This window comes from Paraburkholderia sp. PREW-6R (assembly GCF_039621805.1).
GTDB lineage: Bacteria > Pseudomonadota > Gammaproteobacteria > Burkholderiales > Burkholderiaceae > Paraburkholderia.
Map to the genome: position 1 here is coordinate 1,927,776 of NZ_CP155074.1, position 19,895 is coordinate 1,947,670.

A 19,895-nucleotide genomic window follows, 5' to 3' on the forward strand; every position below is an offset into this window, starting at 1 on the left:
GACTTAAGCGCCCCAGACATGGGTAAACAGGTATAATCGCGGGCTCCCTAAATCGAATATTCGATGGTTGGGTTGTTCACTGCTTTCACGTCTTTACGGGAGTGGGAATGTCCAATCTGAGCAATGCATTGCAGTTGCGGTCTGTCCACAGCCAGCTGCCAGTCACGGCTTACTTTGACGAAGCGCTTCTTACGCGCGAAATCGAAACCCTTTTCAAGAAAGGTCCTCGCTATATCGGCCACGATCTGATGGTGCCCGAGGCGGGGAGTTATTTTGCCTTGCCCAGCGAAAGCGAGGGGCGCGTGCTCGTCCGGAACCAGCAATCGCAGGTCGAACTGCTGTCGAACGTGTGCCGTCACCGTCAGGCCATCATGCTCAACGGTCGCGGGCAGACGGAAAACATCGTCTGCCCGCTGCATCGCTGGACGTATGACCTGAAAGGCGAACTGCTCGGCGCCCCGCATTTCGCGGACAACCCGTGCCTGAACCTCGGCGCCACGCCGTTGCAGAACTGGCAGGGGCTGCTGTTCGAGGCGCAAGGCCGCAACGTCGCGCACGACCTCGCCCGCCTTGGCACGAAACGCCACTTCGATTTTTCGGGCTTCATGTTCGACCACGTCGAGGTGCACGAGTGCAATTACAACTGGAAGACCTTCATCGAGGTCTATCTGGAGGATTATCACGTCGCGCCGTTCCATCCGGGCCTCGGCAGCTTCGTCAATTGCGACGATCTGACGTGGGAATTCGGCGAGTGGTATAGCGTGCAGACGGTGGGCGTCCATCGCGATCTGGAGCATCCGGGCAGCCCGACCTACCGCAAATGGCACGACGAAGTGCTGCGTTTCCGCGAAGGCAATCCGCCCCAGTTCGGCGCGATCTGGATGGTGTACTACCCTGGCATCATGATCGAGTGGTATCCGCATGTGCTGGTGGTTTCGTGGCTGATTCCGCGCGGCCCGCAGCAAACCACGAACGTGGTCGAGTTCTACTACCCTGAGGAAATCGTGCTGTTCGAACGCGAATTCGTGGAAGCCGAGCGCGCCGCCTATATGGAAACCGCGCGCGAAGACGACGAAATCGCCGAGCGTATGGACGCCGGCCGCCGCGCGCTGATGAATCGCGGCGAGTCGCAGGTCGGCCCTTACCAGAGCCCGATGGAAGACGGCATGCAACACTTCCACGAGTTTCTGCGGCGCGAACTCGGCACCATCTGATCTTCTGCGCTGCTCATGCCGCAGTACACGGAAAGACGGGCTCGGCCCGTCTTTTTTTGTTTAGACTACCTGCTACCTGGGCAGCACGGCCGTCCGTGCGCAACGCCATCCGACGCAAGCGCCGGAGCACGGCACCATCGCCCGTATCGAGGAGACGTCATGGCCCACACTCACTACACCACCCTCATTTCCGCGGCGAACCTCGCCGACCGCCTGAGCGCCGCGCCCGGCAGCGTTTTTCTGATCGACTGCCGGTTTGATCTGGCCGACACGGAAGCGGGTGAAAAGGCTTATTTGGCGGGGCATCTGCCCGGCGCGCACTATCTGAATCTCGATCGCGATCTGTCGGGCCCGAAGAGCGGCACGAACGGACGCCACCCGCTGCCGGATCGCGCGCGTCTGGTCGAAACGCTGGAGTCGCGCGGGTTGAAGCAGGGTCAGCAGGTGATTGCATATGACTCGCAGGGCGGCATGTACGCGGCGCGCGCCTGGTGGCTACTGCGCTGGCTCGGTCACGACGCGGTGGCGGTGCTCGACGGCGGCCTGCAAGCCTGGCAGGCCGCGGGACTGCCGCTCACGCAGGACGTGCCCGCGCAGAACACCGGCGACTTCAAGGCCGGCGCGCCGCTCGCCGTTACTGTCGACGCGCAGACGGTCGAGCGAAATATCGGCTCGAAGGAACGCGTGGTCGTGGATGCGCGCGCAAACGATCGCTACCGCGGCGAGAACGAGACGCTGGACCGCGTCGGCGGTCATATCCCGGGCGCGCTGAACCGCTTTTTCAAAGACAATTTTACTTCCGACGGGCGTTTCAAGCCGGCTCACACGCTACGCGAGGAATTTCATGCGCTACTGGGCGACACGCCGCCGGAGCACGTAGTGCTGCAGTGCGGGTCGGGCGTCACCGCCTGCGTGAACGCGCTGGCGATGGAAGTGGCCGGCCTGCACGGCCCCGCGCTGTATGCGGGATCGTGGAGTGAATGGAGCGCCGATCCGAAGCGGCCGATCGCCACCGGCGCCAATCCCTGACCAGCATCTCCAACGCGACCGGACTGCAAAAAGCCGTTGCCGCTATGAAGCGGCAACGGCTTTCCTCATCCGGCGAACACGAACGCGCGGCTGTCTCACGCCACGCCGTGCTGCCTGAACCACACGAGTGCGCGGCGCCAGCCGTCCTCGGCATCCTGTTTCTTGTAGCTCGGCCGGTAATCGGCGAAGAACGCGTGCCCTGCGTCGTTATATACGACGAATTGCGAACCACGCCCCGCTTGCGGACCTTGCGCGATGGCCGCTTTCATCTGCTCCAGCGTGTCCTGCGGAATGCTTTGGTCCTGCAGCCCGTATAAGCCCAGCACCGGTGCATGCAGATCCGCCACCTGATCGAGCGGATTGGACGGCGTCATCGCGTTCTTCGCGCCCGTCACGCGACCATACCAGGCCACCGCGGCCTTCACGTGCGGATTGTGTTCCGCGTAGAGCCACGCAATCCGGCCTCCCCAGCAGAAGCCATTCACGCCCAGTCGTTTCACATCGCCGCCATGCTCGCCGGCCCATGCAACCGCGGCGTCCAGGTCCTGCATCACCTGCTCGTCCGGCACCTTGCTCACCAGCTGTTCGTTCAACTGCTGCATGCTCGTATAGACGGTCGGATCGCCCTGCCGCTCGTACAGATTCGGCGCGATCGCGAGATAACCCTGTTTGGCGAAGCGCCGGCAGACGTCGGCGATATGCTCGTGCACGCCAAAAATTTCATGGATGACGATGATCACCGGCAAATGAGTCTTGCCTTCCGGCTGCGCACGATAGGCCGGTACCAGCGTGTCGCCGGAACGAAAGGCCACTTCGCCGGCTTCGAGTCCGTTGCTGTCGGTATGAATGGTTTGTGCCGACACCGGCAGAACGGCCGCGGCGAACCCGGTGCCGAGCGCGGCCTTCATGAACGTGCGGCGATTAAACGGAACGTGCGGGACGAGACTGTCGATCTCAGGTTTCAGCATGCGGCGCTCCACGGTTGAACGGCTCGGTGACATGTGAGGCAACAGCATACGCTAGCCGCGCATCCTGTTGCAGATGCAACGTTCCGCGCCACAGCAGCGCCACACCAGCGCCGCAGCGTCTCAGTGCAGCTTCACGCGCGGCAGCGTGGTGCGCCGCAGCCAGTGCGCAAACGTGTCGAGCACCATGCGCGCGTAGCCATGCAGCGCGGCGATATGCAGCCGGTACAAGGACATATACATGAAACGCGCGAACAGTCCCTCGATCAGCATGTTGCCGCCAATCACGCCGCCCATCAAATTGCCGACGGCGCTGAAATGCCCGAGCGACACCAGCGAGCCGAAATCGTGATAGGTAAATTCCGGCAGCGGCTTTCCGTCGAGCCTCGCGGCAAACGCCTTGACGAGAAAGCTGGCCTGCTGGTGAGCCGCCTGCGCGCGCGGCGGCACGTTTCGCTCGTTGCCCGGCCACGGACAGGCTGCGCAATCGCCAAGTGCAAAAACGTTGTCGTCGACGGTGGTTTGCAGCGTGCGGCGCACTTCGAGCTGACCGAGCCGGTTGACCGGCAGGCCGTCGAGCTGACTCAGGACGGCAGGCGCCCTGATGCCCGCCGCCCACACGGTCAGATCGGCGCGCACCGTCGTGCCGCTCGCGGTACGAATCACGCCAGGCGCAACTTCGGCCACCGTCTCGCCGGTCATCAGCTTCACGCCGAGTTTGGTCAGCAGTTCGGCGGTCGCGGTGGACACGCGCTCCTGTAGCGCCGGCAGAATGCGCGGCCCGGCTTCGATCAGCACGATGCCGACGTCGTGCCGCGGATCGAGCTTATGCAGGCCGTAAGCGGACAGCACCTGCGCCGTGTTGCGCAGTTCCGCCGACAGTTCGACGCCCGTCGCACCACCGCCGACAATCGCCACCTGAATGCGCGGCTCGGTGGAGGTCGTGCCGCGCATCGCTTCTACCGGCTCGTGCACCTGATGCTCCGCGCGAATGCACGCCGCGATCAAACGCTTGCGAAAGCGCTCCGCCTGACCGACCGTGTCGAGCGCGAGGGAGAATTCCGGCGCACCCTTCACGCCAAAAAACGCTGTCGTGCTGCCGATCGCGATAACCAGCGTGTCGTACTCCAGTTCGCGTTCGGGAAGCAGCTCGGCGCCGTCGTCGTCGAGCACGGTGCTGATCGTGATGCGCCTGTTCGCGCGGTCGAGCCCGCTCAGGTCACCCTGCTGGAATTCGAAACCGTGCCAGCGCGCCTGCGCCGCATATTCGAGTTCCTGTGTGAACGGGTCCATGCTGCCGGCCGCCACTTCATGCAGCAGCGGCTTCCAGATGTGCGTTGGGTTACGGTCGACCAGCGTGACTTGCGCGCGAGCGCCGCCTTTGTTCTTGTGAGGTGCGTAGCGATCGCCCAAACGCGTGGCCAATTCGAGTCCCCCCGCGCCTCCACCAACGACGATAAAACGATGCATTGAACTCTCCGTGTTTGCCGATGGTTGTGCGTCGTGACGGCGCGTTCAGATGCTACCGGAATGCAACCCGGATGCGCCGTCTGTTCGACGATTGTCAGTGAGCAGTACAGGTTGTCACAAGCCATCATCGAGCATAGGTGGCATGCGAACGACGATATCGCCCGTGCGCCCGCCGCCAGCAAGCGCGTGTCTTTAGTGCGCCTCTTCCCAGTTGTGCCCCGCGCCCACCTCGGCAACCAGCGGCACCTTCAGGTCGGCGACGCCGCACATCAATTCGGGCAGCCGTTTGCGCACGTCGGACAGCTCTTCGTCAGGCACTTCAAGAATCAGTTCATCGTGCACCTGCATGATCATGCGCGTACCGATCTTCGACTCTTCGATCCACTTCTGCACGGCGATCATCGAGAGTTTGATCAGGTCGGCCGCGGTGCCCTGCATTGGCGCGTTGATCGCGGCGCGCTCGGCGGCCTGACGGCGCGGACCATTACCGCCGTTGATTTCCGGCAGCCACAGCCGGCGGCCGAACACGGTTTCCACGTAGCCTTTGGCCTTGGCGCTGACACGCGTCACGTCCATGTATTGCGCAACGCCCGGATAACGCGCGAAATAGCGGTCGATGTAGAGCTTGGCCGCGTCGCGCGTAATGCCGAGATTCGCGGCAAGGCCGAACGAACTCATCCCGTATATCAGGCCGAAGTTGATGACCTTCGCCACACGCCGTTGATCGCTCGACACTTCGAGCGGCGTCACGCTAAAGATTTCGGCGGCCGTCGCGCGGTGAATGTCTTCGCCTTGCGAAAACGCACGCAGCAGCGATTCGTCGCCGGAAATGTGAGCCATGATCCGCAATTCGATCTGCGAATAGTCCGCGGACACGAGCTTATGGCCCGGCGGCGCAATGAACGCTTCACGAATGCGCCGGCCTTCGCCGGTTCGCACGGGAATGTTCTGCAGGTTCGGATCGTTCGATGCGAGACGCCCCGTGACCGCGACGGCCTGCGCATAATTCGTATGCACGCGGCCCGTGCTGGCGTTCACCATGCGCGGCAGCTTGTCCGTGTAGGTGGACTTCAGCTTCGACAAACCACGATGTTCGAGCAGGATCTTGGGTAGCGGATAGTCTTCGGCGAGCTTTTGCAGCACTTCTTCGTCGGTGGACGGCGCGCCGCTCGGCGTCTTTTTCACCACCGGCAATTCGAGCTTTTCAAAGAAGATCTGGCCGATCTGCTTCGGCGAGCCGAGATTGAATTCGCCCCCTGCGAGTACATACGCTTCGCTTTCCAGTTCGATCAGACGCGCGGCGATTTCACTGCTTTGCGCGCGCAGCTTTTCCGTGTCGATCAGCACGCCCGTGCGTTCCATCTTGCGCAGCACGCGCGAGGTCGGCACTTCGATATCGCGATACACGTGCTCCAGCGCTTTCTCCGCAACCACTTGCGGATATAGCACCTGGTGCAGACGCAACGTGATGTCGGCGTCTTCCGCAGCGTATTCGGCGGCTTTGTCGAGCGGCACTTCGTCAAAACCGATTTGCGATGCGCCCTTGCCCGCGACCTCTTCGTACTTGATTGTCTTCGCGCCGAGATGGCGCAGCGCGAGGCTGTCCATATCATGGGGACGATGCGACTCGAGCACGTACGACTGCAACAGCGTGTCGTGCTCGATACCGCGCATTTCGATCCCGTAGTTCGCCAGCACCTGCTCGTCGTATTTGAGATGCTGGCCGACCTTCTTGTGCGCGGCGCTTTCGAGCCAGGGCTTGAGTCTGGCGAGGACTTCGTCGCGCGGCAGTTGTTCCGGCGCGTCGGGACCGCGATGCGCAACCGGCACGTACGCCGCGCGCCCGGCCTCGACCGACAGCGACACCCCCACGATCTGCGCGGTCATGGGATCGAGCGACGTGGTCTCCGTATCGAACGACGTGATCTCTGCCGCGTTGATTTTTTCCAGCCACGCGTCGAACTGCTCCCACGTCTGCACGGTTTCGTAGTGGCGTTCCTGATCGACGTTGAGCGCGGGCGGCACGTCGTTTTCGGGGCCTTCCACCGCGTCGGCAATCTCCACTTCGCGCAGCCAGGTTTTGAAACCGTGACGCGTGAACACGTCGCGCAGTTCTTCACGCGACTCCGGCCGGCTTTGCAGACTCTCTTCGATCGACACGAGATGGCCAGTCAGATTGCAATGGCGCTCGACCGTGACCAGTTTCTTCGCCATGGGCAGGAAATCGAGCGCACGGCGCAGATTGTCTCCTACCGCACCTTTGATTTCACCGGCATGTGCGACGATGCCGTCGAGCGAGTCATATTGGGTGAGCCACTTCTGTGCGGTTTTCGGCCCACACTTTTCGACGCCCGGCACGTTGTCGACGGTATCGCCGATCAACGAAAGGTAGTCGATGATCCGCTCAGGCGGCACGCCGAATTTGGCAATGACGCCTTCGCGGTCGAGTTTTTCGTTCGTCATCGTATTGATGAGGGTGACATGATCCGACACAAGCTGCGCCAGATCCTTGTCACCGGTCGACACGATCACGTTCATGCCGCGCCTTTCCGCCTCGGTGGAGAGCGTGCCGATCACGTCGTCCGCTTCCACGCCTTCGATCATCAGCAACGGCCAGCCGAGCGCGCGCACCGCGACGTGAATGGGCTCGATCTGCCGCGAGAGATCGTCGGGCATAGCGGGGCGGTTCGCCTTATAGTCGGGATACCAGTCGTCGCGAAACGTTTTGCCCTTGGCGTCGAACACGCACGCGCTATACTCTGCTGTGACTTCCTTGCGCATGCGCCGAAGCATGTTGATCATTCCATACAGCGCACCCGTTGGTCCGCCTTCGGGTCCGCGCAGATCAGGCATCGCATGGTAGGCCCGGTACAGATAACTCGAACCGTCGACCAATAGCAGGGTCTTACCTTCAAGGCTTCGTTCTTCAGGCATTATGACTAAGAGAAAAGTGATTCCGAGTCTGCGATCACTCGCAGATCAAGAGCGCGCAACGGCCAAAAAGGCCCGCGCTTCGTGGCAGATGTTTACGATTATGGCAGAGTTTATCGAGGCGACCGAGTACCTCTCGGAGATTCGCCCGGCTGTCAGCATCTATGGTTCGGCGCGCCTGAAACCGGCCTCGCCTTACTACAAACTCGCCACGCAGATCGCTCGCAAGCTGTCGGACGCAGGCTTTGCGGTCATCTCCGGCGGCGGCCCCGGCATCATGGAAGCGGCCAATAAAGGTGCTCATGCAGGCAAGGCGCCCTCGGTCGGCCTGAACATCGAACTGCCGCACGAGCAATCGGGCAATCAGTGGCAGGACATCTCGCTGCGCTTTCGTCACTTCTTCACGCGCAAGGTCACGTTCGTCAAGAACTCGGACGCGGTGATCGTGATGCCGGGCGGCTTCGGGACGCTGGACGAACTGGCCGAAGTGCTCACGCTGATTCAGACCAAAAAGTCGCGCCACGTGCCGATCATTCTCGTGGGCGCCGAATTCTGGGAAGGTCTGCTCGCGTGGTTCAAGAACTCGCTCACGCCCATGGGCCTCATCAATCCGACCGACATGGATCTGATGCAGGTAATCGACGACCCGGATCAGGTGCTCGAAGCGGTGCTCAAGTTCTACGAAGATCGTGAAGAGGCGGAGCCGCAGCCAACCAAGTCGGACGAAGACCGGATGTTCTACCTGTAACGTTCGAGCAGTTAGCGCGTGATCTGGCGGGCGGCTTCTTCGAGACCGCCCGTTCCTGTTTCATCGGTCTGGTCGCCCTGCTGTTGCAGCCATTCGCAAAACTGTGCGACGAGCGGCGCCTGCGCGACCTCGCGCCTTGCCACCCACCAGTAGCCGCGTGCATCGATGCGTGGGCCCATTAGCGGCAAGACGAGCCGTTTCGACGCGAGTTCATCCGCGAGCAGCGGCAACGGCCCAAGGGCCACGCCGAGCCCGTCCACCGCTGCCTGCAACGCCAGATAGAAATGGTCGAACGACTGTTTCTTCCGGCACTTCGCCGTCACGCCCGCTGCCTGCAGCCAGTTGCGCCAGGCGTCGGGCCGCGTGTCGGAATGCAGCAGCACGTGCTTCGCGATGTCGTCGGGCGCCAAAATCGGCGAGCGTTGCAAAAGCGCCGGACTGCACACCGGGATCTCGCTCTCGCCGAGGAAATGACCGCTCACGCAGTTCGGCCAATGCGCCGGACCGCGCCGTACGGCCACGTCGAAACTGTCCAGCGATTCGACCGGCGCGTTCGACGTCGACAAACGCAATTCGACATTGGGCACTTTGCGCTGGAATTGATGCAGGCGCGGCAGCAGCCATTTCATCGCGAAGGTGGGCAACGCGTTCACGCGCAGCACATGAACTACCCCGGTATCGCGCAACTGGTCGGTGGCAAGCGCGATGCTGTCGAACGCCGCCTGCACGGTGGACAGATAGCGGCGGCCGTCGTCGGTCAGACGCACACGCTTGCCACGACGCTGGAATACCCGCACGCCAAGCCATATTTCGAACGCAGCGACTTGCCGGCTGATTGCACCGTGCGTCACATGCAATTCAGCCGCCGCCGCAGTGAAACTTTCATGCCTTGCAGCGGCCTCGAATGCGCGCAGCGCCGGAAAAGGAGGAAGAGTACGGGCCATGCTTGTGATTCTAGATCACAAGCGCAGGCTCAAAAATCGTTTTGTCCAGCAGCGGATCGGCGCTAACCTCCTCCTCTTGACCTGACGCTGAACACTATGGACCACGATCTCACCTCTGCCGAGCCTGCGTTGGCGCCGACACCCACCGTGCGGCAAATCTTCAGCGGCTTCCTTGGCCTCGGACTGATTTCATTTGGCGGCGCGCTGCCCCTCGCGCGGCGCGCGCTGGTCGAGCGGCGCCGCTGGCTAAGCGCCGAGGAATTCACGGATCTGCTCGGGCTGTGCCAATTCCTGCCAGGCGGCAATGTGATCAATCTGTCGGTGGCAATGGGCATGCGGTTTCGCGGCGTGCGTGGTGCATTGGCGGGTTTGCTCGGGCTGATTGCCGGCCCTTCGCTAGTGGTGATCGGGCTCGGCGTGCTGTATGAAAACACGCAGAACGACCCGCATGTGCGTCATCTTTTTGCGGGACTGGCGGCCGCGGCTGCCGGGCTGCTGATCTCGATGGCCGTCAAAATCGTGCTGCCGTTGCGCAACAGGCCGTTGGGCGCGCTCATCGCGGTGCTCGGGTTCGTCGCGATCGCTGTCATGCGTTGGCCGTTGCTGCCCACCATGCTCGTGCTCACGCCGGTCAGTATCTACATTGCGTCGAGGAGCGCACGATGAACGACACGCTCGTTTCCCTCGCCGTCATTTTCAGTCAGTTGTCGCTGCTTGCCTTCGGCGGCGGAAACACGATTCTCCCGGAGATGCAGCGGCAGGTCGTGGATGTGCATCACTGGATGCCCGCGAGCGAGTTCAGCGCGCTGTTCGCGCTTGCACAAGCGGCGCCTGGACCGAATCTGATGATCGTCACATTGATCGGCTGGCACGTGGCCGGCTGGTCCGGCATGCTGGTGACGTCGGTGGCCAAGTTCGGGCCATCGTCGATCGTGACGGTGCTCGCGCTGCACGCGTGGGATCGCTTCAAGGACCGCCCCTGGCGGGCTTATGCGCAACGGGGTCTCGTGCCCGTGACGGCCGGCATTGTCGCGGCCAGCGCGGCGCTCATCGCGAGGGCGTCCGATCCGACTGCCATTGCGTGGGCGATCACCGCGTTCACCGCTGTGCTGGCGCTAAAAACGAAGATCCACCCGCTCTGGCTGTTGGCGGCGGGAAGCCTGATCGGGCTGACAGGGTTCGGGCAGATGTGAGCGCAAGGCGCAGCTCGCGCCTTGCGCTCGACCGGCAACACTCACTGAAACGCCACTTCGGCGAAGCTGCGCAGTTTGCGGCTATGCAGACGATGCAGGCCGTTCATCCTGAGTAACTCCATTGCCTTCACGCCGATCTGCAGGTGCTGGTCGACCTGTGCGCGATAAAACTGGTCCGCCATGCCGGGCAGCTTCAGTTCGCCGTGCAGCGGCTTGTCCGACACGCACAGCAACGTGCCGTAGGGCACGCGGAAGCGGAAACCATTCGCGGCAATCGTCGCGCTTTCCATATCGAGCGCAATAGCGCGGCTTTGCGACAAACGCTGCACCGGCTCGCGATGATCGCGCAATTCCCAGTTGCGGTTATCCACGCTCGCCACCGTGCCGGTGCGCATCACGCGCTTCAATTCGACGCCGTCGAGCTGCGTGACCTGTGCAACCGCACGCTCCAGCGCCACCTGCACCTCTGCGAGTGCCGGAATCGGTACCCACAGCGGCAAATCGGCGTCGAGCACATGGTCTTCGCGCACGTAGCCGTGCGCGAGCACGTAGTCGCCGAGACGCTGCGTATTGCGCAGCCCCGCGCAATGGCCGAGCATAATCCACGCATGCGGCCGCAATACGGCGATGTGATCGGTAATCGTCTTCGCGTTCGACGGGCCGACGCCGATGTTGATCATCGTGATGCCGCTGCCGTCCGCGCGTTTCAGGTGATACGCGGGCATTTGCGGCAGACGCGGCGGCGCAGTGCCTTCCTGCTCCTGATCGCCCAGGTTTTCGTTGTACGTGATCACGTCGCCCGGTTCGACGAACGACGTGTACTCGCTGCGATACTCGCGCAGTGCTTCGTCGTCGGTATGGGACATCATCGTACGGCCGAGTTTCACGAATTCGTCGATGTAGAACTGGTAGTTCGTGTAGAGCACGTAGTTCTGGAAATGCGTGGGCGACGTAGCCGTGTAGTGCTTGAGCCGATGCAGCGAAAAATCCACCCGTGCCGCCGTGAACAGCGCGAGCGGGAACGGCTCGCCGGGCTGCGGTTCGTAGGTGCCGTTAACAATGCGGTCGTCGAGCAGCGCGAGATCCGGTGTGTCGAACACGTCGCGCATCAGGAACAGGCGCTCGCGATCCAGATCGCCTTCCAGGTGAATGCCTTCGGCGAACGCAAAGTGAATGGGAATCGGCTGGTTCGACACGCCCACTTCAATTTTCACGTGATGATTTTTAGCCAGCAAGCGCAATTGCTCACGATAGTAATTGCCGAACAGATCCGGCCGCGTGACAGTGGTTTCGAAGACGCCCGGCCCTGCGACGAAACCGTACGACCGGCGCGAGTCGATATGCGTGTTGACCTCGGTGCAGACGCGCACGAACGGATAACACGCGCGCACGCGGCTCGCGAACTGCTCGTTGCGACGATAGCGCGCGAACGCGTCGCGCAGGAACGAGGTGTTCGCTTCGTAGATCGCGGAGAGGCAGGTGACGGCCTCGGCCGCGTCGTCGAACGATTCGGTCGGGAAGCTCTTCGTGGGCATTTGCACCACGCGTTGGTTGGTATCGTTGTTCATCTTCATTTGCCCCTATTCATGAGGCGACATTACCACGGAACCCGCGAACGCCAAATGACCGCTCCCTGTTTGTTCCACCCGTTGCAACAGCACGTCGAAGTTTGCCGACGCGTCGTGCGAAAGCGGCGCAAAATAAGGCTGTCGCACCCGATCGTGTCTGTGAGCCAGGCTGGATTTGCTAGAATCGGGGCACCATTTTGGAGAATCACCATGAAGCCGCTCCTTCCCGTCGCCGTTGCACTGGCCCTCGCCTTTGGCAACGCCGCGATGGCTGCCCAGCCTGTCGATGACACTCCGCCCGCTGGCGCGCCGCAGTCCGCCAATGAACGGGCCGGTCTGCCAGACTTGGAGAAAATCAATCGGCCGGCCGCCGAGGTCAGCTCGAAGGTCGACATTAACGTTCCGCGCACGCCGAGCTTCTACGAGCGCAGCACGAACGGCACGGAAATCACCGAATACCGCGACAAGGGCAAGCCCGTTGAAATCAACGTGCATTCGAACCTCGGCACGCGTTACCAGATGAGTGCGCCGCTCGACACGTCGCCTCAGGTTCGCGACAACGGCCGCGCCAGCACGCGCCTGCCGTCGGTGAATCTCGCTTACTGATGTACGCTGGCGCGGCAGCGGCGTTCCATCGCCGCGCCGTCCGCCCCCGCGTGCCGCCGCGCGCCGCCGCGCAATGTGTTGCGCTTTCCGTTGCGCTTTCCGTTGTGCTTTCTCCTGCGCACATTGCATTTGCCCTACGTACTGGCCGCCCGAGCGCCAGCCCGACCAACCTGATCCGACGCTTCCCGCATGGCTGTCTTCACCGCTGTCACCGAACCCCAACTAGCAGAATGGATGCGCCACTATGATCTCGGCGAGGTGATCGAGTTTCGCGGCATTTCCTCCGGTATTGAGAACAGCAACTTTTTTCTAACGACGACGCGCGGCGAATACGTCCTCACGATTTTCGAAAAGCTGACGGCTGAGCAACTGCCGTTCTATCTCGACCTCATGCGGCATCTCGCGGCGCACCGCGTGCCGGTGCCCGATCCCATGCCGCGCGCAAATGGCGCGCTATTCGGCACATTACAGGGCAAGCCTGCGGCCATCGTCACGAAGCTCGAAGGCGCGCCGGAACTGGCGCCGCGCGTCGAGCACTGCATCGAGGTCGGGCAGATGCTCGCGCGCATGCACCTGGCCGGGCGCGATTATTCGGCCTACCAGCCGAATCTGCGCAGCCTGCCGTGGTGGAAGGAAACGGTGCCGACCCTCCTACCGTTTCTGGAAGGCGAGCAGCGTGACCTGCTCGTGTCGGAACTGGCGTATCAGCAGGCATTTTTTGCATCGGCCGACTACGCCGCCTTGCCTGAAGGGCCATGCCACGCTGATCTGTTCCGCGACAACGCGATGTTCGCGCACGCCGCGCCGGACACAGGCCACGAAGTGCGGCTTGGCGGCTTCTTCGACTTCTATTTCGCCGGCTGTGACAAATGGCTGTTCGATGTGGCGGTGACGGTGAACGACTGGTGTATCGATCTCGACACCGGCAAGCTCAACCGTGAGCGCACCGAGGCGCTGCTGCGCGCTTACCAAACCGTGCGCCCATTCACGGCGGAAGAAAACTGCCACTGGGGCGACATGCTGCGTGCGGCGGCATACCGTTTCTGGGTCTCGCGCCTGTATGATTTTCACCTGCCGCGCGCGGCCGAACTGCTCAAGCCGCACGACCCCGGCCATTTCGAACGCATTCTGCGCGAACGCCTCGCTGGCGTCGCACTTCCAGGCATCCATCACTCATGCAACTGATCGAAGTCCCCGCGAAAACCGGCTATGTCTGGTTCCGGCAGGGTATCTGGCTGTTCCGCAAAAACCCGCTCGCGTTTCTGACGCTCTTCTTCACCTATCTGTTGATCATGACGCTGATCTCGCAGATTCCGGTGATCGGCGGCGTGCTGCCGCTCATGTTCATTCCGGGTGTGGCGGTCGGCTTCATGGCGGCGTGCCGCAATACGATTGCGGGCAAACCGGTGTTCCCGACAATTCTGGCCGACGGTTTCCACACCTATGGGCCGGTGGTCGCGCGACGTTTGGTGTTGCTTGGCGCGCTCTACGTCGTATCAATGGCGCTGGTGCTCGCCGGCTCGGCGCTCGCGGACGGCGGGATGCTGCTCAAGGTGATGCTCGGCGGCGCGAATCTGGATGCCGACGCAATTGCCAACAGCAACATTCCGCTCGCGGTCGTGACAGCGTTCGCGTTCTACATTCCAGTGGCCATGCTGTTCTGGTTCTCGCCCATTCTCGTTGCATGGCATGACGTGCCACCGGTCAAAGCGATGTTTTTCAGCGTCGTCAGTTGCTGGCGCAACCGTAACGCGTTCATCGTGTTCGGCGCGCTGTGGTTCGCGGTGGCGACCACGGTGTCGATCGGCCTGTCTGCGGTAATGCAGGCGCTCGGCGTCGGCGACTTCGCGTTCGCGATCCTGATGCCGGCCACGATGATCGTCACCACCATGCTCTACTGCTCGTTCTACGCGACGTATCGCGGCTGCTTCGGCGTGCAAACGCCTCAGGCACCGGACCTGCCGACCACCCCGGCGGGCTGACGGCTCCCTCTGTTGTTCCGCTGTCGCGGGAGCTGCTGCGTGAGCGCCGTTCCCGCACTCACCTCGTCATCTCGTGCCGATTTGCGGCACAATGGTTTGCGTGCAATCCATTTGCGCGCTCTTCAGGACGAGATGCATCATGACCCAGCGCCCCGCTTTGCCCTACACGCTCGACGAGCAACTCTGCTTCGCGCTCTATTCGACATCGCTTGCGATGACCAAAGCGTATAAGCCGCTACTCGACAAACTCGGTTTGACCTACCCGCAATATCTGACGATGCTGGTCTTGTGGGAAGGCGATAACGTCACGGTCAAAGATATGTCTGCGCGCCTGAACCTCGATCCGGCAACGGTCACGCCGCTGCTCAAGCGGCTCGAAACGCAGGGATTGCTGGAACGTGTACGCGGCGTCGAGGACGAGCGGCTCGTCTTTATACGCCTGACGAAGGCGGGTGCCGCGCTCAGACGCCAGGCGCGCGAAATCCCCGCGGAGATTTTCTGCGCGACGCAACAGACGCCTGAATTCCTGCTGCGTCTGCGCGACGATCTGACGCGTTTGCGCACCACGCTAAACGACTACATGGACCACTGACCTGCGGGTCGGCCAAGCCGCCTATCGAATCCATTTCAAATTTCATTTGCACACAAATGATTTGTGTACTATCTTAATGGACATGCCGCTCCAATGCGCGACGCCCACGAGGCAAGCGGGCAGCGGCAAGCATGCACATCCTGACAACCCAGATATAAGGAACGAGCATCATGAACATTCTCTACAAGGCAAGCGCAACCAGTACCGGTGGCCGTGATGGCCGCGCAGTATCGTCGGACAATGCGTTGGACGTGAAACTGGCAGCGCCGCGTGAACTGGGCGGCAACGGCGCGCAAGGCACGAATCCGGAACAACTGTTCGCGGCCGGCTACTCGGCGTGTTTCCTGAGCGCCATGAAGTTCATTGCCGGGCAGCGCAAGCAGACGTTGCCCGCTGACACGCAAGTGACGGCTGAAGTTGGCATCGGTCCGAACGACAACGGCGGTTTCGCACTGGATATCGATCTGCGCGTGTCCCTGCCGGGTCTCGCTCCTGAAGCAGCGAAGGAACTTGTCGATGCAGCGCACGTGGTGTGCCCGTACTCGAACGCCACGCGCAACAACGTCGACGTGCGTCTACAAGTCGCCTAAGTTGCGATCGGATTGAAGCGTTGATGTCGCGGCTGAGCACCCCGCCGCACGCAAAATCCGCGTCATGATGAACCGCGCCCGCGCCCTGCCCTGCAGGGGCGGGCGTTGTGCTTTGCAGACTCTACGCAATCCATAACAAAACCACCAAGGCACGCAACGTGCGACCGCGGTGTCGAGAAGCGTGACGACTCGGCGTCATGTACCGGACCGCTTGCACTTTGAGTACTATCTTGGCCTGACGTTACAACGCATCACCACTCTTCACGATCAACGGTTTCCGATGACAAGCCCCCGCCGCCTGGACGACAACTTCGACACCGGTCTCGTCTGGTTTCGCCGCGACCTGCGAAGTACGGACAACGCCGCGCTCTACTACGCACTGAAGCACTGCGAGCGCGTGTGGTGCGTGTTCGTGTTCGACACGACGATCCTCGCGCCGCTGATCGAAACCTGGCAGAGCCGGCATCCGGACACGACACCGCAGGATCGTCGTGTCGAAATCATCCTCGGCGCGCTCGAAGAGCTGGACAAGGCGTTACGCGCAAGCGGCGGCGGTCTGATCGTGTTGCACGGCAACCCCGTGGACCTGATTCCCAAACTCGCTGCCGACCTCGGCGTGGACGCGGTCTTTACCAATCACGATTACGAGCCGGTCGCGATCGAGCGGGACGAGGCCGTGCGCGCGCATCTCACTGACGCGCGACGCCAGTTGCTGAGCTTCAAGGATCAGGTAATTTTCGAGCGTGATGAAGTGCTGACCGGTCAAAAAAAGCCCTTCACCGTGTTCACACCGTATAAGAACGCGTGGCTCAAGCAATTGTCGGCGTTCGACCTGAAGCCGTATCCCGTCGAGAAGTATGTGAAAAGCCTGGCCGCGCTGCCGCGCCGGATAAAGCGCCATCTGCCGACACTCGAACAACTCGGCTTCGCGCCGAGCAATCTGGCCGATCTGAAATTACCCACGGGCATGAGCGGCGCGCAGCATCTGCTCGACGACTTCATGACGCGCATCGACAGCTACGCCGATCGTCGCGACTTCCCTGCGGCCAAGGGGCCGAGCTATCTGTCGATGCATCTGCGCTTCGGCACGGTTTCAATCCGCACGCTCGCGCGGCTCGCGCATGAGATGTCGTTGCAGCCGGACGGCAAGGGCTCGGCAACATGGCTCTCCGAGTTGATCTGGAGAGACTTCTACTTCATGGTGCTGTCGCATCATCCGAAGCTGGCGGCCGGCGCGTCGTTCAGGGAAGAATATGATCGGCTGCGTTGGGAACAAGGCAAGGAAGCCGACGAAGCCTTCGCCGCGTGGCGCGAAGGCCGCACCGGTTACCCGCTGGTCGACGCTGCGATGATCCAGTTGAATACCACCGGCTATATGCACAACCGGCTGCGCATGGTGACCGCGAGTTTTCTGGCGAAGGATCTGGGCGTCGACTGGCGGCTCGGCGAGCGCTACTTCGCGGAGTTGCTCAACGACTTCGATTTTTCAGCGAACAATGGCGGCTGGCAATGGGCGGCATCCACCGGCTGCGACGCGCAACCCTATTTCCGGATCTTCAACCCGGTCACGCAATCCGAAAAATTCGATTCAGAAGGACGCTTCATTAAGCGCTACTTGCCGCAACTCGACAAAGTGCCGGCGAAATGGATTCATGCGCCGTGGCTGGCGGGCGCGGAGCGTCTGAAGGAATTTGGCGTGGTGCTGGGTAAGGACTATCCGGCACCCATTGTCGATCATGCGATGGCGCGCGCGCGTACGTTGGCGCGTTTTGGAAAGTGAGCGCCGGCTTACATAGTTTCGACTGAACCATTCGAGGGAGACGCAACGATGCGCCGTTGGCCGTCACTACTTGCATTTCTGCTTTTAACGCTGGCTGCTGCGGGAACAGCCAGCCAGTTTTTGCCGGATGCGTGGTATGCGGCGCTGAACAAGCCCGCGTTCAATCCACCGAACTGGCTCTTCCCGCCTGCGTGGACCGCACTTTATGTGCTGATGGCGATCGCCGCATGGCGCGTATGGAAAAGCGGCGGCCTTAGCGTACCGATCGCAGTGTGGGTCGTTCAACTGTTCTTCAACGCAGCCTGGATGTGGCTCTTCTTCGGTCTGCACAGACCGGCGGCGGCATTGGTCGACATTGTGGTGTTGCTGGTGCTGATCGTCGGGTTGACGTTCGCTTTCTGGCGACGGGACCGGTGGGCCGGCGCGATGCTAGTGCCTTATGTCGGCTGGGTGGCGTTCGCCGCGGTGTTGAACCACGCGCTCTGGCAATTGAATCCGGCTGCCTAGCTGAGACTCGCGGTGCGCAATGGCGGACGTAGCGCAGACCACGGAATGCATAAGCGACGACTCGGCGCCTCACCCGAACACCGGCGTTTCACAACCCGCCGATGTTTGAATGCTGACCTCAATAACTCACCAAGAGATTAATGCTGGCTCATCCACGACGGCTTGCGGATGTTTGCTTCACGATCCAGCTTGCGCATACGGAATTCCAGGTCGTACAGATCGGTGGCTTCCGCGAGGAACGCGTCAGCGCGTTCTTTCGCGAGTTGATCGGGGGACTTGGTCAGGAACAGGAACAGACGGCTGAGCAGATACATGGTCGACCTCGCAATAGAGTTAGGCGTTAACGCCTAAGGGATAACCCGTATTATAGGGAAAACCCTAGATCGATGCCAGTGATCAATATTCGAGCGTTGTTCCTGCGTCAACGCGCGGCCGCGGCGCCCTCTGTGGCGACGCTCTCGGCGACCCGGCCCGCTCCCGTGCGGCGCTGGTGCCGGAAGAACTCCCATATCAGCGCGCTTGCGTCCGGGCCTTTGGCGGAATGAAACGGGACGGCGTCGTCGCCGCCGCTCCACGCATGGCCGACGCCCTGCACTCGGCACAGCCGCACCACGCGCCGTCCGCCGCGCACGAAATCACGCGTTACCACACCGTTTTTACGCTCTTCCCGCACCTCGCCGGCTCTGCGCACGCCATTTGCGTCGACGATGCGGTTCAGTCGCTGGAATTGCACCGCCAGTTGATCCGCATTGACCGGCGCGACGACATGATCGGCGTCGCCATGGAAAATGATGGCGGGCATGCCCGGATATTGAGCGACGTCCACCGCCTCGTCGACCAGTTCGGCCGGTTCGCGCCGCGCGCCGCGCCGCATGACGTCCATCGCCGCGATACCGCTGCGGGCCTCGCCGAATGCGGGGCCAGAATGCAACGCGACCGCCGCAAAATGCTCCGGATAGGTCAACGCGAGCAGCGCCGTCAGCCCCGCACCCGCGGAAATGCCGGCGACATACACACGTTCGCTGTCGAAGCCATATTGCGCAATCAGCGCATCGACGAGCGATACGATTGCCTTGGCCTCCGCACCGCCTGCGCTCTCGCCGGCGTCGTACCAATGCCAGCAGCGATGCGAGTGCACGTGTTTGGACTGCTCGGGATAGACCACGGCGAATCCGTAACGATCGGCGAGCACGTTCATCCGCGTGCCTTCGGCGAATTCGTCGATCGACTGGGTGCAGCCGTGCAACATCACGACAAGCGGCATGGCCTCGTGCGCATGGCCCGACGGCAGGTACAGCCCGTATTGCAGATGGTTGACGAGCCGACCCGGCGCAGCGGGCGCCGAGTGGAACGAGCGTGTCCATGCACCGCTCGTCCACGCCGACGCGCGCGGACGCACACGCGACTCTCGAACGACGCGCGGCGCTTCGCGCTTCGCGGAAGCACGCACGACGGCCGCCGGCTTGGCAGGACGCGCTTTGGTTGAAGGCTTGGGGGTGGCGGGACGCGCGGGGCGGGTCGCCGACCGGCGGGTGGTCTTGCGCGCCTGTTCAGACTGGATGGTCAGCAGACGCTTCAGGCCACGCAGCCAGATCTTCGATAGACTTTTTGCCATCGGCGGATAACCTCGCAAAAAGGGACGGGTCCATTCGCATTGAACGGTACTTTGTTGTGCAATGCACAATAACACCAATCCTTATGCGATGCTGGATGCCGCCGAGACGTTTCGCAAGCAAATTGCCGTGCCGCAAACGCGTTTCTGATCGGCGCGAGACG

Annotated in this window: 19 protein-coding genes; 12 read left to right on the forward strand and 7 right to left on the reverse strand. The window is 62.0% G+C overall.

Going from position 1 to position 19,895, the window contains the following annotated elements; genetic code table 11:
• Positions 1–107: 107 nt before the first annotated feature.
• A complete protein-coding gene (locus AAGS40_RS23860; RefSeq protein WP_345815440.1) occupies positions 108–1,214 on the forward strand; it encodes an aromatic ring-hydroxylating dioxygenase subunit alpha in 1,107 nt (368 codons plus the stop codon).
• Positions 1,215–1,373: 159 nt separating this feature from the next.
• Positions 1,374–2,243, forward strand: coding sequence for a sulfurtransferase (locus AAGS40_RS23865; protein WP_345815441.1), 870 nt, complete (start codon positions 1,374–1,376; stop codon positions 2,241–2,243).
• A gap of 95 nt (positions 2,244–2,338) precedes the next feature.
• Here the strand turns inward: AAGS40_RS23865 and AAGS40_RS23870 are convergent, their stop codons facing one another.
• The 3 genes from AAGS40_RS23870 to polA all read right to left on the reverse strand — a co-directional run bounded on the left by AAGS40_RS23870 (position 2,339) and on the right by polA (position 7,612).
• A complete protein-coding gene (locus tag AAGS40_RS23870) occupies positions 2,339–3,211 on the reverse strand; it encodes a dienelactone hydrolase family protein (protein ID WP_345815442.1) in 873 nt (290 codons plus the stop codon).
• Between the two features lie 120 nt (positions 3,212–3,331).
• Positions 3,332–4,678 carry an NAD(P)/FAD-dependent oxidoreductase gene (locus tag AAGS40_RS23875; RefSeq protein WP_345815444.1) on the reverse strand — a complete coding sequence of 449 codons (1,347 nt, stop codon included), beginning with the start codon at positions 4,676–4,678 and terminating at the stop codon, positions 3,332–3,334.
• 192 nt (positions 4,679–4,870) lie between these two features.
• Positions 4,871–7,612, reverse strand: coding sequence for a DNA polymerase I (gene polA / locus AAGS40_RS23880; protein WP_345815446.1), 2,742 nt, complete (start codon positions 7,610–7,612; stop codon positions 4,871–4,873).
• A 1-nt stretch (position 7,613) separates the two neighbouring features.
• On the opposite strand from polA, the gene AAGS40_RS23885 reads away from it, so the two are divergent.
• Positions 7,614–8,357 carry a TIGR00730 family Rossman fold protein gene (locus AAGS40_RS23885; protein ID WP_345815447.1) on the forward strand — a complete coding sequence of 248 codons (744 nt, stop codon included), beginning with the start codon at positions 7,614–7,616 and terminating at the stop codon, positions 8,355–8,357.
• 11 nt (positions 8,358–8,368) lie between these two features.
• Here the strand turns inward: AAGS40_RS23885 and AAGS40_RS23890 are convergent, their stop codons facing one another.
• Positions 8,369–9,301 carry a transcriptional regulator GcvA gene (locus tag AAGS40_RS23890; protein WP_345815449.1) on the reverse strand — a complete coding sequence of 311 codons (933 nt, stop codon included), beginning with the start codon at positions 9,299–9,301 and terminating at the stop codon, positions 8,369–8,371.
• Positions 9,302–9,397: 96 nt separating this feature from the next.
• On the opposite strand from AAGS40_RS23890, the gene AAGS40_RS23895 reads away from it, so the two are divergent.
• Positions 9,398–9,967, forward strand: a complete 570-nt coding sequence (locus AAGS40_RS23895; RefSeq protein ID WP_345815451.1) for a chromate transporter — start codon at positions 9,398–9,400, stop codon at positions 9,965–9,967.
• Positions 9,964–10,494 carry a chromate transporter gene (locus AAGS40_RS23900; RefSeq protein ID WP_345815452.1) on the forward strand — a complete coding sequence of 177 codons (531 nt, stop codon included), beginning with the start codon at positions 9,964–9,966 and terminating at the stop codon, positions 10,492–10,494. Before AAGS40_RS23895 ends, AAGS40_RS23900 begins: the two co-directional genes overlap by 4 nt.
• A gap of 41 nt (positions 10,495–10,535) precedes the next feature.
• On the opposite strand, the gene AAGS40_RS23905 is transcribed toward AAGS40_RS23900, so the two are convergent.
• Complete coding sequence (locus AAGS40_RS23905) at positions 10,536–12,062, reverse strand: AMP nucleosidase (RefSeq protein ID WP_345815453.1); 1,527 nt, start codon at positions 12,060–12,062, stop codon at positions 10,536–10,538.
• A gap of 210 nt (positions 12,063–12,272) precedes the next feature.
• On the opposite strand from AAGS40_RS23905, the gene AAGS40_RS23910 reads away from it, so the two are divergent.
• The 7 genes from AAGS40_RS23910 to AAGS40_RS23940 all read left to right on the forward strand — a co-directional run bounded on the left by AAGS40_RS23910 (position 12,273) and on the right by AAGS40_RS23940 (position 18,119).
• Entirely contained in the window at positions 12,273–12,668 is a 396-nt protein-coding gene (locus AAGS40_RS23910) for a hypothetical protein (protein WP_345815455.1), read from the forward strand.
• Positions 12,669–12,857: 189 nt separating this feature from the next.
• Positions 12,858–13,853 (forward strand): homoserine kinase, encoded by a 996-nt coding sequence (locus AAGS40_RS23915; protein WP_345815457.1) that lies wholly within the window; start codon positions 12,858–12,860, stop codon positions 13,851–13,853.
• Entirely contained in the window at positions 13,844–14,650 is an 807-nt protein-coding gene (locus AAGS40_RS23920) for a BPSS1780 family membrane protein (protein ID WP_345815458.1), read from the forward strand. Before AAGS40_RS23915 ends, AAGS40_RS23920 begins: the two co-directional genes overlap by 10 nt.
• Before the next feature lie 139 nt (positions 14,651–14,789).
• On the forward strand, positions 14,790–15,242 hold the full coding sequence (locus AAGS40_RS23925; RefSeq protein WP_345815460.1) for a MarR family transcriptional regulator: 453 nt from the start codon (positions 14,790–14,792) through the stop codon (positions 15,240–15,242).
• A gap of 170 nt (positions 15,243–15,412) precedes the next feature.
• Positions 15,413–15,832 (forward strand): organic hydroperoxide resistance protein, encoded by a 420-nt coding sequence (locus tag AAGS40_RS23930; protein WP_345815462.1) that lies wholly within the window; start codon positions 15,413–15,415, stop codon positions 15,830–15,832.
• A gap of 280 nt (positions 15,833–16,112) precedes the next feature.
• The gene (locus tag AAGS40_RS23935) at positions 16,113–17,612 is read left to right on the forward strand and encodes a deoxyribodipyrimidine photo-lyase (protein ID WP_345815463.1); all 1,500 of its coding nucleotides are present in this window, start codon (positions 16,113–16,115) and stop codon (positions 17,610–17,612) included.
• 48 nt (positions 17,613–17,660) lie between these two features.
• Positions 17,661–18,119 carry a TspO/MBR family protein gene (locus tag AAGS40_RS23940; protein ID WP_345815465.1) on the forward strand — a complete coding sequence of 153 codons (459 nt, stop codon included), beginning with the start codon at positions 17,661–17,663 and terminating at the stop codon, positions 18,117–18,119.
• A 137-nt stretch (positions 18,120–18,256) separates the two neighbouring features.
• Here AAGS40_RS23940 and AAGS40_RS23945 read toward each other — a convergent pair whose 3' ends face one another.
• Together AAGS40_RS23945 and AAGS40_RS23950 are read right to left on the reverse strand one after the other, a co-directional pair.
• Positions 18,257–18,433, reverse strand: a complete 177-nt coding sequence (locus AAGS40_RS23945) for a DUF3563 family protein (RefSeq protein ID WP_345815467.1) — start codon at positions 18,431–18,433, stop codon at positions 18,257–18,259.
• A 107-nt stretch (positions 18,434–18,540) separates the two neighbouring features.
• Positions 18,541–19,734 (reverse strand): PHB depolymerase family esterase, encoded by a 1,194-nt coding sequence (locus AAGS40_RS23950; RefSeq protein ID WP_345815469.1) that lies wholly within the window; start codon positions 19,732–19,734, stop codon positions 18,541–18,543.
• Positions 19,735–19,895 lie beyond the last annotated feature (161 nt).

Bases quoted from the DNA above. Each gene is read 5' to 3' on its own strand.
- AAGS40_RS23870 (WP_345815442.1), bottom strand. From the start codon at position 3,211: ATGCTGAAACCTGAGATCGACAGTCTCGTCCCGCACGTTCCGTTTAAT.
- AAGS40_RS23950 (WP_345815469.1), bottom strand. From the start codon at position 19,734: ATGGCAAAAAGTCTATCGAAGATCTGGCTGCGTGGCCTGAAGCGTCTG.
- AAGS40_RS23935 (WP_345815463.1), top strand. From the start codon at position 16,113: ATGACAAGCCCCCGCCGCCTGGACGACAACTTCGACACCGGTCTCGTC.
- AAGS40_RS23925 (WP_345815460.1), top strand. From the start codon at position 14,790: ATGACCCAGCGCCCCGCTTTGCCCTACACGCTCGACGAGCAACTCTGC.
- AAGS40_RS23910 (WP_345815455.1), top strand. From the start codon at position 12,273: ATGAAGCCGCTCCTTCCCGTCGCCGTTGCACTGGCCCTCGCCTTTGGC.
- AAGS40_RS23905 (WP_345815453.1), bottom strand. From the start codon at position 12,062: ATGAACAACGATACCAACCAACGCGTGGTGCAAATGCCCACGAAGAGC.
- AAGS40_RS23945 (WP_345815467.1), bottom strand. From the start codon at position 18,433: ATGTATCTGCTCAGCCGTCTGTTCCTGTTCCTGACCAAGTCCCCCGAT.
- AAGS40_RS23890 (WP_345815449.1), bottom strand. From the start codon at position 9,301: ATGGCCCGTACTCTTCCTCCTTTTCCGGCGCTGCGCGCATTCGAGGCC.
- AAGS40_RS23860 (WP_345815440.1), top strand. From the start codon at position 108: ATGTCCAATCTGAGCAATGCATTGCAGTTGCGGTCTGTCCACAGCCAG.
- AAGS40_RS23930 (WP_345815462.1), top strand. From the start codon at position 15,413: ATGAACATTCTCTACAAGGCAAGCGCAACCAGTACCGGTGGCCGTGAT.
- AAGS40_RS23865 (WP_345815441.1), top strand. From the start codon at position 1,374: ATGGCCCACACTCACTACACCACCCTCATTTCCGCGGCGAACCTCGCC.
- AAGS40_RS23885 (WP_345815447.1), top strand. From the start codon at position 7,614: ATGACTAAGAGAAAAGTGATTCCGAGTCTGCGATCACTCGCAGATCAA.
- AAGS40_RS23895 (WP_345815451.1), top strand. From the start codon at position 9,398: ATGGACCACGATCTCACCTCTGCCGAGCCTGCGTTGGCGCCGACACCC.
- AAGS40_RS23875 (WP_345815444.1), bottom strand. From the start codon at position 4,678: ATGCATCGTTTTATCGTCGTTGGTGGAGGCGCGGGGGGACTCGAATTG.
- AAGS40_RS23920 (WP_345815458.1), top strand. From the start codon at position 13,844: ATGCAACTGATCGAAGTCCCCGCGAAAACCGGCTATGTCTGGTTCCGG.
- AAGS40_RS23940 (WP_345815465.1), top strand. From the start codon at position 17,661: ATGCGCCGTTGGCCGTCACTACTTGCATTTCTGCTTTTAACGCTGGCT.
- AAGS40_RS23900 (WP_345815452.1), top strand. From the start codon at position 9,964: ATGAACGACACGCTCGTTTCCCTCGCCGTCATTTTCAGTCAGTTGTCG.
- AAGS40_RS23915 (WP_345815457.1), top strand. From the start codon at position 12,858: ATGGCTGTCTTCACCGCTGTCACCGAACCCCAACTAGCAGAATGGATG.
- polA (WP_345815446.1), bottom strand. From the start codon at position 7,612: ATGCCTGAAGAACGAAGCCTTGAAGGTAAGACCCTGCTATTGGTCGAC.